This is a genomic window from Pseudomonas sp. FSL R10-0056 (genome assembly GCF_009600105.1).
Lineage (GTDB): Bacteria > Pseudomonadota > Gammaproteobacteria > Pseudomonadales > Pseudomonadaceae > Aquipseudomonas > Aquipseudomonas bubulae.
The window spans coordinates 17,081-30,433 of the sequence record NZ_WIWL01000202.1 but is presented as its reverse complement, the minus strand read 5'-3'; the positions used below and the strand labels follow the sequence as shown (position 1 = coordinate 30,433).

14 protein-coding genes and 1 pseudogene are annotated in these 13,353 nt (G+C 53.3%); 8 read left to right on the top strand and 7 right to left on the bottom strand.

Annotated features, from left to right (window positions below):
* Positions 1–34: 34 nt before the first annotated feature.
* Positions 35–805 carry an AAA family ATPase gene (locus GHO42_RS18525; protein WP_153328485.1) on the bottom strand — a complete coding sequence of 257 codons (771 nt, stop codon included), beginning with the start codon at positions 803–805 and terminating at the stop codon, positions 35–37.
* A gap of 505 nt (positions 806–1,310) precedes the next feature.
* On the opposite strand from GHO42_RS18525, the gene GHO42_RS26200 reads away from it, so the two are divergent.
* Positions 1,311–1,439 carry a hypothetical protein gene (locus GHO42_RS26200; RefSeq protein ID WP_256670647.1) on the top strand — a complete coding sequence of 43 codons (129 nt, stop codon included), beginning with the start codon at positions 1,311–1,313 and terminating at the stop codon, positions 1,437–1,439.
* Positions 1,440–1,596: 157 nt separating this feature from the next.
* Here the strand turns inward: GHO42_RS26200 and GHO42_RS18520 are convergent, their stop codons facing one another.
* From GHO42_RS18520 to GHO42_RS18500, 5 genes and pseudogenes are all read right to left on the bottom strand, one after another.
* Complete coding sequence (locus GHO42_RS18520) at positions 1,597–1,869, bottom strand: heavy-metal-associated domain-containing protein (protein WP_153328483.1); 273 nt, start codon at positions 1,867–1,869, stop codon at positions 1,597–1,599.
* Between the two features lie 114 nt (positions 1,870–1,983).
* Positions 1,984–4,341 (bottom strand): heavy metal translocating P-type ATPase, encoded by a 2,358-nt coding sequence (locus GHO42_RS18515; protein WP_371926194.1) that lies wholly within the window; start codon positions 4,339–4,341, stop codon positions 1,984–1,986.
* Positions 4,342–4,344: 3 nt separating this feature from the next.
* Positions 4,345–4,595, bottom strand: a pseudogene (locus tag GHO42_RS18510) (DUF2933 domain-containing protein).
* Between the two features lie 125 nt (positions 4,596–4,720).
* Positions 4,721–5,116, bottom strand: a complete 396-nt coding sequence (locus tag GHO42_RS18505; protein WP_153328481.1) for a hypothetical protein — start codon at positions 5,114–5,116, stop codon at positions 4,721–4,723.
* A gap of 99 nt (positions 5,117–5,215) precedes the next feature.
* On the bottom strand, positions 5,216–5,611 hold the full coding sequence (locus GHO42_RS18500) for a hypothetical protein (protein WP_153328479.1): 396 nt from the start codon (positions 5,609–5,611) through the stop codon (positions 5,216–5,218).
* Between the two features lie 285 nt (positions 5,612–5,896).
* Here GHO42_RS18500 and GHO42_RS18495 point away from each other — a divergent pair, with 285 nt between their 5' ends.
* The 5 genes from GHO42_RS18495 to copD all read left to right on the top strand — a co-directional run bounded on the left by GHO42_RS18495 (position 5,897) and on the right by copD (position 10,453).
* Positions 5,897–6,106, top strand: a complete 210-nt coding sequence (locus tag GHO42_RS18495; protein WP_153328477.1) for a co-regulatory protein PtrA N-terminal domain-containing protein — start codon at positions 5,897–5,899, stop codon at positions 6,104–6,106.
* A 148-nt stretch (positions 6,107–6,254) separates the two neighbouring features.
* Complete coding sequence (locus GHO42_RS18490; protein ID WP_153328474.1) at positions 6,255–8,120, top strand: copper resistance system multicopper oxidase; 1,866 nt, start codon at positions 6,255–6,257, stop codon at positions 8,118–8,120.
* A 10-nt stretch (positions 8,121–8,130) separates the two neighbouring features.
* The gene (locus tag GHO42_RS18485) at positions 8,131–9,063 is read left to right on the top strand and encodes a copper resistance protein B (RefSeq protein ID WP_153328472.1); all 933 of its coding nucleotides are present in this window, start codon (positions 8,131–8,133) and stop codon (positions 9,061–9,063) included.
* A 68-nt stretch (positions 9,064–9,131) separates the two neighbouring features.
* Positions 9,132–9,515 carry a copper homeostasis periplasmic binding protein CopC gene (copC, locus tag GHO42_RS18480; protein WP_153328470.1) on the top strand — a complete coding sequence of 128 codons (384 nt, stop codon included), beginning with the start codon at positions 9,132–9,134 and terminating at the stop codon, positions 9,513–9,515.
* A gap of 2 nt (positions 9,516–9,517) precedes the next feature.
* A complete protein-coding gene (gene copD, locus GHO42_RS18475; RefSeq protein ID WP_153328468.1) occupies positions 9,518–10,453 on the top strand; it encodes a copper homeostasis membrane protein CopD in 936 nt (311 codons plus the stop codon).
* Positions 10,454–10,504: 51 nt separating this feature from the next.
* Here the strand turns inward: copD and GHO42_RS18470 are convergent, their stop codons facing one another.
* Positions 10,505–10,951 carry a DUF411 domain-containing protein gene (locus GHO42_RS18470; RefSeq protein WP_153328487.1) on the bottom strand — a complete coding sequence of 149 codons (447 nt, stop codon included), beginning with the start codon at positions 10,949–10,951 and terminating at the stop codon, positions 10,505–10,507.
* 276 nt (positions 10,952–11,227) lie between these two features.
* Here GHO42_RS18470 and GHO42_RS18465 point away from each other — a divergent pair, with 276 nt between their 5' ends.
* Complete coding sequence (locus tag GHO42_RS18465; RefSeq protein ID WP_153328466.1) at positions 11,228–11,911, top strand: heavy metal response regulator transcription factor; 684 nt, start codon at positions 11,228–11,230, stop codon at positions 11,909–11,911.
* Complete coding sequence (locus GHO42_RS18460; RefSeq protein ID WP_153328464.1) at positions 11,908–13,296, top strand: heavy metal sensor histidine kinase; 1,389 nt, start codon at positions 11,908–11,910, stop codon at positions 13,294–13,296. The genes GHO42_RS18465 and GHO42_RS18460 overlap by 4 nt, the downstream gene beginning before the upstream one ends.
* Positions 13,297–13,353: the final 57 nt, after the last annotated feature.

The window sequence follows — 13,353 nt, the reverse complement described above, 5'->3', positions numbered from 1 at the left end:
CATCTTGGCCTCCTGGCTTTAATGGCGGTGTATTTTACAGAAAATCGTATTTCTTGGGTTTACGTACAGAGCCTAGATGGATGATTGGTTTGACACGAAAGTAGTTGCTGTAGAGGACAAAAACAGGTTTGTTTTTGTCCAGGTAATTTAAGAACTTTTGAAACTCAACTGAGTGTTCTAATACTTTACTTATCTTCTCCCAACGCTCGTTCTCTTTCGCATCATCTTCATCGATTATTGGTAGAACTTCTTCGAGCCAGCTTTTAAGTTGGGCTGAATCTTTTGCAAGGTTTCTGTATGTGCTCCAAGTCTTGGTGATAGTATTTAAGCTGTCGGTAGATTTTTTTACTTCCCCACTGGCTACATCCCTGTCAATGTGAGCACACAGTCTAATCAAGTCGTTCTTAATATCGTTATAAGTGGGGGCGTGGGCTCCGATAATTCGATGGGATGCCGAATTGTCTAGATTTCTAGTGAACACATAGCTGAGGGGGATTGATTTTATCTGTTCTGGTGCAAACTCAATATCGGCTACATCTAGATTGAAGGTAGCGGTCACTACCTCGACATCACTAGGATCCAGTTCTCCCCTAGATATTTTTGTATACAACGATCTGGGGAAGTCACGGAGTGGATTGAATTTTTTGACGTTGTTTGGTGGATTTATTTGCTGAATGGCTTGAAGGATTGCAGTTTTCCCTGCTTCATTCGGCCCAACCAAAATTGTTTTCAGGCGCTCTACATCAAATTCACCTGTGTCAATGATGCTTCGATAATTCTGAACTCTTACCTTACTCAAACGCATGATCAATCCCTTTCGAAGCACGTGTATAAAGACCTGAATGAACAATAGCCTATCGCCACTCCAAAAGAGAAGGGCAGCGCGAATGCTCCGAAGGGCGCTGGATATGGTGAAAAATTCTGATTCGGATAAGGCTTCATGCCAATCTGCGGCAGCTCCCAGTACGAAACTGGCGCTGCCATTTATTGCAGTCGGAGCCGTCTATTGGTGAGTGCCCATGGGAAGTGTCGGGGCTTATGTATGACATCCCCAGAATGCTTCTGGCCCAAGGCCTCATTTCCGTAATGCCATGCCGGAAAAATCTACTTAGGTGGGCTAAGTGAGTTTGAGCTGGGAGAAGAGAAGGAGGAGTTTTGAAGATGTGTCACGGCGCGATCTGGTGCCTTCTAGGTATGGACATACCACAAAAATCTCACGTCCCAAATGACAGGGTTGCTGGTGAAATCATCTCAAGATTCGACGCCTCATCCTGCTGACCCGACTAGCCGAAGATCCTGAGGTGGCGCGAGTGCTCGATATGCACGAGTTGGACATCCTGTCCAACCCTGAGCTGCTTAAGCCTCTGGATCAATCATTGCTAAGCATGATCGCTGAGCTGTCTGAGGGTGTAGAGTTTGACCTCAACGCCCCACAATGACTGCAGATACTTTATCCCGTCCTGCAACAGCCGCAATTTGGATCGCGGTAAACGTCGATGACTTCAGCAGCTTGTGACGCTCCGGCCATGAGTAGTGTCGTGAACACAGCGATGCGCAGACTGTTATTCATGGGAGTTCCCCAGTTGAAAATAGCGCTTACCGACAGCAGCAACCGCCGCCGTTCCCGCCACAACCTGAAGTTTTCTTATTCGCTAAGCTTTCCACTGTAGCCAGCTGTGCTGGATAGCCCGCACCCTGCAGGGCTGCAAGCAGCGCATGGTTGTCCGAATCGCCGCTGACCTTCACCCGTCCGGCTTGTAGATCCACTGTTACGTCACTGACGCCTTCAACTGGGCGCAGCGCTTCAGTGACATGTTTGACACATGAACCACAGCTCATGCCCTGGACTTGCAGTTCAACAATTTTCATTGATGACTCCTCACAACAAAGTTGATCATGGAAAGACTGACGCATGAGGCTTTTCTGCGACTTTGGCTTATCCTCAACCTTGCTGCCATGGCAAGGTCAAGCGGTCGTTTTCACTCAATCAATGGAAGCCTGGCGCAGACGCAAGGCGTTGAATACCACTGACGCTGAGCTCACGCTCATGGCCAGTGCGGCGATTAGCGGTGACAGAAGGTGACCGGTAAGTGGGAAGAACAAGCCGGCCGCCAGTGGGATACCCATGGCGTTGTAAAGGAAGGCGAAGGTCAGGTTCTGGTGCATATTTCTCACCGTTGCTACTGACAGGCTGCGAGCACGTAGGATACCGAGCAGATCGCCCTTGACCAGGGTGACCTGAGCGCTGTTCATTGCCACGTCAGTGCCAGTGCCCATGGCGATACCTACATCAGCGCGGGCCAGTGCGGGGGCATCATTGATGCCGTCGCCAGCCATCGCGACTCGGTATCCGGCTTGTTGCAGAGACGCCACCAGACGTTCTTTATCTTGCGGTTTGATCTCGCCATGCACCTCCTCGATGCCCAACTGGCGAGCTACCGAGCGAGCAGTCGTAAGACCATCACCAGTGGCCATTATGACCTTGACGCCATCCGCCTGGAGACGCTCGACGGCCAGCTTCGAGGTGGGTTTGATGGGGTCGGCAACAGCCAGCAAACCCGCCAGAGCGCCATCGACTGCCAGGTACATGATGCTCGTACCGTCGCCGCGTAGTTTCTCGGCATGTACTTGCAAGCTCTCGGTGGAAACGCCGGCCTCCTGCATCAGCGCGGTATTGCCTAGCAGCAGGCGGCGACCCTCGACCTGACCGCTTACACCAATACCTGAGGCTGACTCGAAGGTTTCAGGTGTCACGAGTTTCAGCCCTGCGGCACGAGCCTGCTCGACGATGGCGTGGGCCAATGGATGCTCACTGCCCTGGTCGAGACTTGCGGCCAGGCGCAGCACTTCATCCTGAGTAAATCCGGGTACGGCCTCGACGCTATGGAACGCTGGTCGACCTTCAGTAAGGGTGCCGGTTTTGTCGACTATCAAGATGTCTATCTTGCGCAGGTTTTCGATGGCGGCGGCATCGCGAAACAATACGCCGCTGCCAGCAGCCTTGCCGGTGGCGACCATGACTGACATCGGTGTCGCTAGGCCAAGAGCACAGGGACAGGCGATGATCATGACCGCGACAGCGTTGATCAGTCCGAACACCCAACTTGGCTCGGGCCCCCACACCCCCCAGCCGAGTAGAGTCAGCGCGGCGATAGTAATCACCACAATCACGAAGTAACTGGCAATCACGTCTGCCAGCCGTTGCATCGGCGCTTTTGAGCGTTGTGCCTGCACAACCATCTGCACAATCTGTGCGAGCAGGGTCGCCGACCCTATCTTCTGCGCCTGCATCACCAGACTGCCTTGGGTGTTGAGGGTGGCGCCGATCAGCGCGTCGCCGGCCCTCTTCATGCTCGGTATCGGTTCGCCGGTGAGCATCGACTCATCTACAGCGCTTTCGCCTTGCAGCACCTGACCGTCGACAGGCACTTTTTCGCCCGGTCGCACACGTAACGTGTCGCCGCTATGTACGTGTGTCAGTGGGATGTCTTCTTCCGTGCCATCGGCATTGATCCGTCGGGCAGTTTTGGGTGCCAGTCCAAGCAGCGACTTGATGGCAGCCGAGGTTTGCGAGCGAGCCTTGAGTTCGAGCATCTGGCCGAGCAGGGTCAGTGAGATGATCACAGCCGCCGCTTCGAAGTACACGCCGATGCGGCCGTCCATCATGAAGTTGCTGGGGAATACATCGGGGGCCAGGGTGGCCACGACGCTGTAAAGGAAGGCCGCCGCCGTGCCGAGGCCGATCAGCGTCCACATGTTCGGACTTCGCTGAATAACCGAGCGCACGCCGCGCACATAAAACGGCCAGCCAGCCCAAAGCACCACGGGTGTGGCCAGTCCCAGCTCGATCCAGTTTTGCGTGGGGCCGTGAAACAGCACCAAGGCATGGCCGCCCATGGCGAGCACGGTTACGATCACTGTCAGTGGCAATGTCCACCAGAAGCGCCGGGTGAAGTCCTTAAATTCGGGGCTCTCTTCTTCCTCTAATTCGGGAGTCACCGGTTCTAAGGTCATGCCGCACTTAGGACAGGTGCCGGGGCCGACCTGGCGGATTTCCGGATGCATGGGACATGTGTATTCAGCGGTACTGGTTAACGGTTCTGCTGGTGTCTGATGAACTTGTTCGATTTCAATCGAAGATACTCGATAGCGCTCGGGCTGTGCCCTGAAGGTCGTCTGGCATTTCTGACTGCAGAACCGGTAGGTTTGCCCCTCATATTCCGTGCTGAACTGGCTGTCGTTACTGACGGTCATGCCACATACCGGGTCATGGGAATCGGTGGGTTGGGGTTCAGGTTTCTGTATTGGGGCGTGCTCTTGACGAATATCAGGGGTGTGCATGAGCTAACTCCTGTTCGCATTCATGGTTGAGTCTGAGGTTTCGCCGTGTTGACTGTGACCACCGTGGTGGTGCCCGAAAAATGCATCAGCGGGCACAACAGCAAAATCATGTAAGGCAGTAAGCCGAGCATATGGCCGTAGTGTTCTCTTGCCAGATAGAACAGCACGATCACCAGCAGCATGCCCAGCGCTATGCCGGGTTTACTCCTCCAAAATCTTGGAGAGGTGTTAGCGGATGGTGGTGAGATCATCATGGTTCTGTACTCCTGAGGGAGTGCTGTTTAGTGATACGTCGTATAGGTGCAACGGGCGGCAGTTTTACCCTTGGCATATTGGCTAAGGTAAAACCGTCGCTGCATTGCCTACAGGCTTGTGCGCGTCACTTGCTCATCGGCATCTTCATCATGCTCGATTGCTGATCCATCATTTTCATCATCATGTTCATCATTCCCATTTCCATGCCGTCTTTGTTGCCGTCCATGCCCTTGCCATGACAGTTCTTATGCATCATGGCCATGCTGTCCTTCATCGTCTTCATGCTCTCCTGCATGGCGGCGTGTCGCTCGGCAGGGGTCTTGGCGGCGGCTGCCTTGTCGTGTGCAGCCTGCATTTTTTGCATTTGCTCGGTCATGACGTTGTTTTGCATCGGCGTAGCTGCTTCGCTTGTCTTGGCGGGCGCGGTCTGCCCCTCCGGGTGATGCTCATCGACTGCCGAGGCGATAAGTGGGCTGCTCACGAGCAGGGTGGCGAGGATCAATTTCATTGTGGGATGCATGGCAATCTCCAAAGGGTCAGGACAACTCAGGTAATACCAAGCCGCGCCAGATTGGCGCAGTCAGACAGTGCGCCGAAGATCGGCGCGCAGAAGGTCGGATTAATCGTTGAAACGGACGAAAATCAGGCGGGCAGGAGGTCTGGCCGGTACAGGGCGCCGTAATGCAAGAAAGGCAAAAGCGGAGGGATTGGCGGGATACAAAATCAGCAACGCTGGGATAAGGAGCAGAAGCGTCCAACTGAACAGGTCAAATATTTGAAGATGGAGCGAAGGACTTACAGCTATTGCCGTATCGGCGCAGTGCTGAAGGCAACCGAGGGCATGGGCGTCGTGGCTATCGTGATCTTGCGTGGTGATCAGCGAGACATGAGTTGTAGCCGGATTGTGGCTGGGCTGTGCCAGACATCCCTGGGTCGCTGCCAGACCAAACGCTAACACCCACAGCACGATGGCGAGGCGTATGAACGTTGGTTGACGATGGCGAAACCAGAACATGGAGAATCTCCGGTACTGATTAGCGGATTTTGATTTTTCAACATACGCCACATTGAAGTGCCACGGTTGATCTACATCAATTTATGCAGCCGGCTGTCGGTTCTGTGGTGCGGTCAAATTTTATGACGCCCGTCGATCTTTCAGATGTTGCGTTTCTCCGTGTGCTGTCAAAAGTGTAATCACCGGCTAAGCGTGCTGACAGGTACGTCCCCTCATCATCTTCATCGAGCTGACGCTCAAACTCTCTGGTTTCAACGAGAGTCAATTCCTTGAAGGAGATGCACTATGAAAGCAACCAGCGCTGTGATTCTTACACTCAGTTTGGCTATATCGTCCCTGGCCTTTGCCGAAGGTGGCGGCGACCGTGCGGTTGAGCGCATGGAACGAGCTCGCGAGACGGCAATGGCCACCGGAAAGTCCGCCCCTGCAGCTGGGGCGCAAGAAGATATTGCACAGGAAAAGCCCACGTCTGAAGAGCAGAAGCATCAATGCTGAGCCGCCCAGCTTACTGAAATGTAATCACCCCGTTTGCTAGCTTATGGCATCTTCCGATACATCAAGCGCACTAGCTCGTCTAGCCTTATCCCTCGGGGGCACGCCCAGTGCGCACATCTAACATCCGACTGACGGGACATGAATCGGTATGCAAGCCAAAACCTCTCGGCGCACCTTTGTGAAAGGACTCACCGCAGGCGGGATTCTCGGTGGTCTAGGCCTCTGGCATACCCCTATCTGGGCCGCCCCTAGAGTGGGCGAGACCAATGTCCTGTCAGGTACAGAGTTTGACCTCTTTATCGGAGAAACACCGGTAAATATCACCGGAAATCCCCGGACGGCCATGACCATTAATGGTGGTATTCCGGGGCCTCAGCTGCGCTGGCGTGAGGGAGATACCGTGACCTTGCGGGTCAAGAACCGCCTCAAGGACATGACTTCCATCCACTGGCACGGGATTATTCTCCCCGCGAATATGGACGGTGTGCCGGGCCTTAGCTTCCATGGGATTGAGCCTGATGGTACGTACGTTTATCAATTCAAGGTCAAGCAGAACGGAACGTACTGGTATCACAGTCACTCCGGCTTCCAGGAACAGGTAGGTGTGTACGGCCCGCTGGTAATCGACGCAAAAGAGCCCGAGCCTTTTGAGTACGACCGTGACCACGTGGTGATGCTTACCGACTGGACGGATGAAAATCCGGCTTCGCTGATGAAAACACTGAAGAAGCAGGCGGACTACTACAACACCCACAAGCGAACAGTCAGTGACTTCATCCATGACGTAGCGGACAAAGGTTGGTCAGCCACCGTCGCTGACCGCAAGATGTGGGCAGAAATGAAGATGAATCCCACTGACATTGCAGATGTCAGTGGCGCTACATATACCTACCTGATGAACGGCCACGCTCCGAATTCCAACTGGACGGGCACATTCAAACCTGGCGAAAAGCTCAGATTAAGGTTCATCAATGGTTCGGCTATGAGCTACTTTGACGTCCGTATTCCGGGCTTGAAGATGACTGTTGTGGCTGCCGATGGCCAGTATGTAAAGCCGGTGAGCGTGGACGAGTTCAGGATCGCCACTGCCGAGACTTTCGATGTGATCGTCGAACCCACTCAGGACGCCTACACACTGTTTGCCCAGTCGATGGATCGGTCAGGGTACGCCAGAGGCACCTTGGCCGTCCGGTCTGGCCTGGCCGCTCCAGTACCTGAGCTAGATCCTCGTCCTCTTGTCACCATGGCCGACATGGGTATGGCCGGTATGGATCACGACGCGATGGTTGGTATGGGTGATATGCCAGGAATGGATCACAGCAAGATGACTGGTTCGGGAGACCGCTCAATGGAGGGTATGTCGGGAATGGACGGCGGTGCCATGAAAGGTATGAACCATGGCGCTACGCAGGACATGTCCGGCATGGACAGCATGGCTGGAATGGATCACAGCAAAATGTCTATGGGCGGCATGAGTGATATGGGGGAAATGCAGTCGCACCCTGCCACAGAATCCAATAATCCTCTCGTCGACATGCAGGCGATGTCAACGTCGCCAAAGCTTGATGACCCTGGCATGGGCCTTCGCGAGAATGGTCGGAAGGTGCTGACGTATTCCGACCTAAAGAGCACGTTTGAGGATCCAGATGGCCGTGAGCCAAGTCGAACTATCGAACTGCACTTGACCGGTCATATGGAGAAATTTTCCTGGTCTTTCAACGGCGTGAAGTTTTCGGACGCCGAGCCGTTAAAGCTGAAGTACGGCGAGCGAGTTCGGTTCGTTCTCGTTAACGACACCATGATGACTCATCCCATCCACTTGCATGGGATGTGGAGCGACCTTGAAGATGAAAACGGGCAATTCCTTGTCCGCAAACACACTATTGATATGCCGCCAGGATCAAAGCGCAGCTACCGAGTGACTGCCGATGCGTTGGGACGTTGGGCCTATCACTGCCATCTCCTGTACCACATGGAAATGGGCATGTTCCGTGAAGTGCGTGTAGAGGAATAAGGAGATGGCTATGAGTAATTTCTTAAGCGGGACTCGCATGCACTCGGCTGTATTTACGATCGCTCTAACCGCTGGCTTTGCCTTGCCAGCAGCCGCTGAATCGGGCATGGGCGCTGGGCAGATGCAGGCCATGGATCACAGTAAAATGCAGGGCATGGATCAGGGCCAGATGAAGGGCATGGATCACAGCAAAATGGAGGGTATGCAGCCCGCCAAGCAACCACAAACTCAAAGCCGGACTCCGATACCACCACTTACCGATGCTGACAGAGCCGCAGTCTATAAGTCCCCAGGCGGTCACGAAGTTCATGACACGGCCCTCAACTCATTTTTTATATTTGAGAAGTTGGAATGGCAGGATGCTGACGATGGAAGCGCGCTTAACTGGGAAGCACAAGGTTGGATAGGGGGAGATGTTGATCGTCTATGGCTGCGCTCCGAAGGCGAGCGCACCAACGGAAAGACCGAAGAAGCTGAGGTTCAAGCTCTTTGGGGCCATTCCATCAGTCCTTGGTGGGATCTGGTCGGCGGAGTTCGTCAAGACTTCAAACCAGGCGACCCTCAGACGTGGGCAGCTTTCGGTATCCAGGGCATGGTGCTCTACAACTTCGAGGCCCAGGCTACTGCTTACCTGGGTGAAGGTGGCCAGACCGCCGCTCGGCTGGAAGGGGACTACGACATTCTCCTGACCAATAAACTGATTTTGCAACCGACAGCAGAATTCAATTTCTATGGCAAAAACGATCCCGAACGTGGAGTTGGCTCAGGGCTGTCTGAAAGTGCGATTGGTCTGCGGCTGCGTTACGAAATCCGTCCAGAGTTCGCACCTTACGTGGGTGTAACTTGGAATCGGGCTTATGGAAAGACCGCTGATTACGCCCGCGACGAAGGTGAAGACAGTAACGAAGCACGCCTGGTGCTCGGCGTCCGGGTGTGGTTCTAAATCAAAGTTAGCGGCACCAATAATTATCTAACCTTATTACAACAGCTACGCGCTGTGAGGAGCCTTGCATGTCTGTTTTAAAATCCTGTGTTGTGGCCGTCGCTCTTTCATCCAGCCTACTGCTCAGTGCAGTTGCCCAAGCTCACCCGAAGCTGCTGTCTTCAATTCCGGCTGAGGGCGAGAACGGGCTAGCTCCTGCGAAGATTGAGCTGCATTTTTCCGAAAACCTGGTGACCAAGTTTTCCGGAGCCAAGTTGGTCATGACGGAAATGCCTGGTATGTCACACGCCCCAATGGCTGTGAAAGCCAGCGTGGCCGGCAGTAGCGATCCTAAAACTATGATCTTGACTCCGGCAGCGCCTCTCACCGCTGGCACCTACAAAGTGGAATGGCGAGCGGTCTCCTCCGATACCCATCCAATTACTGGCGCTGTAACGTTCAAAGTGAAATAAGTATGAGCGACTCATTAAATGTGGTGCTGCGCATAGCGCTTTATCTGGATTTGATGCTCCTGTTCGGCCTAGCGGTCTTTGGGTTGTACAGCTTTCGGGGAAAAGAACGCGTATCAGGCACCGTGTTGCATTTCGGGTCGCTACTGCCTGGTACGGCTGCTGTGGGTATGCTTTTGTCCATAGCACTTTTCGTCGTTATGACGCGCAATATGAGCGGTGCTGCCGACTGGGGCGAGCTGCGACCTCACATGGAAATGATGCTGTACGAGACTGAGATCGGCTATAGCTGGGTGACGCGTATGATCTCGCTGGCAGTGGTGATTTTTGTCGCAAGTAAGAGCAAGCGATGGCCAACAGGGAGTCTCTGGGTTGCTACCTTGGCAGGCAGCATCGCCTTGTCCACGCTTGCGTGGACAGGTCATGGGGCGATGGACGAAGGTACTCAGCGGTTCTGGCACTTTGCAGCTGATATTCTGCACCTTCTCGCCGCAGGGGGTTGGATCGGAGCACTTGCGGCGTTTGGCCTGATGTTGAGGATTAAAGGGGCTAATCCGGAGCAACTCGTAAGAGTGCTGTCACGAGCGCTTAAAGGATTCGAAACAGCGGGTGGATTCATTGTTGGCACAATAATAATTACAGGCGTCGCTAATTATCTCTTCATTGTCGGGCCGACAGTAATCGAACTCGTAACTAGCACCTACGGCATTCTCCTAATGATGAAGATCCTGCTTTTCGCTGGCATGATTGGGCTTGCTACCCTCAACCGTTTTTACCTGAGTCCCTCACTAGAGCGTTCTCTGGATGCAGGGGATTATTCTATGGCAGCAACTGTTTTGAGAAGAAGTGTGGTGCTCGAGTCGACTTGTGCAGTGATCATCGTTTGCTTGGTGGCGTGGCTAGGAACGTTGAGCCCTTCAATCGAGATGGCTCAAGGGTGATTCATGAGCCAGATCTGAACGTCTCTATGGACGTTCAGGGCTAGGTAACAACTATCGGCTCGATGGGTAGTCAGCGACCACTTCTTGCGCACCTGCCTTGGTGAGCCCCAATACTTGATAAGGTTGATGATTATGGCCGTAGTCCATGCCGGGGGAGCCTGCTGGCATGCCTGGTACTGCAATTCCGGCGAGGTCTGATCGGCCACTCAGCTTCTTGATTTCTTCCGCAGGGACATGCCCCTCTACGAACTTGCCGTCAATAATAGCCGTATGGCATGACACGAGTCCCTGTGGCACCCCTAAGCTCTGCTTAATAGCGCTCATATTGCTTTCAACATGGTCGACTACCTTGAACCCATTCGATTCAAGGTGCTTGACCCACTCCTTGCAGCATCCGCAGTTCGCGTCACGATGCACGTCGATTGTGAGCAGCTCAGCTGCCTGCGCGACACCACAAACCATCAAGGCCACGGCGAGCGATAGCTTTCGTTTGAACATTCGATGCACCTCGTAGCGTTTTAGTAAGCAAGCCCTAGCCTTGGGCCAGCCGTCGTCCTTCCGCAGTGGCTTTAGGTAGGTTAAGCGCAAAAAGCTCATATCGCTGATTACATTTTTGTAAGCCGCCTGACAATTCACTTCATCCAACCCATCACATACCGACCTGTCGTGGCATTTGGGCGATCCGTTGGCTGTTGAGGCAATTACATTTATGTAAGCTTGCGCACAGTTGTCAGATTGGTAGCACACTAGAACACCGCAAACCGGAACCCGTACATGAAACTCTTGGTCGCAGAAGACGAACCCAAAATCGGAATGTACCTACAGCAGGGTCTTGTGGAGGCTGGCTTCACTGTCGACCGAGTTGTTACGGGAACAGAGGCGTTGCACCAAGCGCTAAATGAGACCTACGATCTTCTGATCCTAGACGTAATGATGCCGGGCCTGGACGGTTGGGAGGTCATTCGATCTGTGCGTACAGCCGGGAGCTCAGTTCCTGTGCTGTTTCTGACGGCCAGGGACGGAGTTGATGACAGGGTCAAAGGGTTGGAGTTAGGTGCGGACGATTATCTAGTTAAACCCTTCGCATTTTCAGAGCTGCTTGCTCGCGTCAGAAGCCTGCTTCGCCGTGGTTCCGCTGTACCAAACCAGACATCTATCAAGATCGGGGATCTGGAGGTAGATCTTCTGAAGCGACGGGCCTCGCGCTCAGGTCGACGCATTGACCTTACTGCCAAGGAGTTTTCGCTATTAGAGTTGCTGATGCGCCGCAGAGGAGAAGTCTTGCCAAAATCACTGATCGCATCGCAGGTTTGGGATATGAACTTCGACAGTGATACCAACGTGATCGAAGTCGCAATTCGCCGGCTCCGGGCCAAAATCGATGATGATTTCGACACCAAGCTGATTCAGACCACCAGGGGAATGGGCTACATGCTAGATGCGCCGGATACTGAATGAAGCGTGTATCTCTTACCTTCCGTTTGAGCATGATGTTTGTCTGTGCCGTGGTAGCCGTGCTGGTTGTAGCAGGCTTTACCTTCGATGCGTTTAGTAGACATCATTTCAAAGCGCTCGACCGTCAAGCGATGACGGAAAAGCTCGAATCCATTCGGCAAATCATGGATGGCGAGGCTGGTTCCGCGGCGCCATCAGAAGTTGTGTTGCAATTACAAGCTTTGCTTGGTGCACACCAGGAACTCTCAGCCTCTATCACTACGATGGGAGGGAAGACATTCTTCGCGACTTCAAATGCAGTTGGACATCCATCTACCTCCTCCGGAGACCTCGGGAATGATATGTGGGAGTGGACAGCTGGAGGCCATGTTTATCGAGGTATGAAAGCCCAAGTTCATTTGGCGAATGAAGCTGAGCCAATGACTGCGTGGCTGAATCTAGACATCACAAGGCATATGCATTTCGTTGAAACTCTGCGCTGGTGGTTGGTGATCGGCCTGGCGATTAGTGCCTTGATCAGCGCAGGGTTAGGTTGGTTAGTGGCGCGCAGCGGGCTGAAGCCGGTCGCACAGGTGACACAAGTCGCCGCCTCTATGTCTGCCGGATCGCTAAAAGAGCGTATCCCTATGGACTCTGTGCCTCGCGAGCTGGAGCTCCTTGTCACTTCGTTCAACGCTATGCTGGCTCGCCTTGAAGAGTCATTTGCTCGGTTGTCTAACTTTTCAGCCGATATTGCGCACGAACTGCGTACTCCTATTAGCAGTCTGCGCACGCATACCGAGGTCATCCTTACAAGGAAACGGGCGCCAGAGGATTATGAAGAGAATCTCTACTCCAACCTGGAAGATCTGAATCGTCTTTCCAGCATTATCGATGGCATGCTTTTCTTGGCAAAGTCGGACAACGGTCTGGTTCTACCTGCTAAAGGGAAAGTCGAGTTGCGTTCGGTCGTGGAAAAACTCTTCGAGTATTACCAACTGCTGGCAGACGACACAGGACTAAAGCTACAAGCATATGGGGATGGTGCTGTTTACGGTGACGTGACTATGTTGGATAGGGTTATTTCTAATTTGCTGTCCAATGCGCTCAGGTATGCCCCACCAGACTCTACGATCTCTGTGAAAATCGAGCCGTATGGCAGAATGATCAACTTGTCAGTGGTAAATCCCGGTGAGGAGATAGCGTCAGAGCATCTGCCTAGGCTGTTTGACCGTTTTTACAGAGTTGATCCTGCACGGAGAGAAGGTGCTACGAACAATGCGGGATTAGGTTTGGCAATCGTCAAATCACTGGTTGACGTCCATGAAGGAAAAGTTGGATGTGTATCCATAGACGGCCATACGACCTTTATAATAAGCCTACCCGCGTGGCCTGTTGACTACGAATAAAAACAAAGAGGTCGGTTGCGTGCCTTGCCGATGGCAACATGTTATGACTCCTGTTAT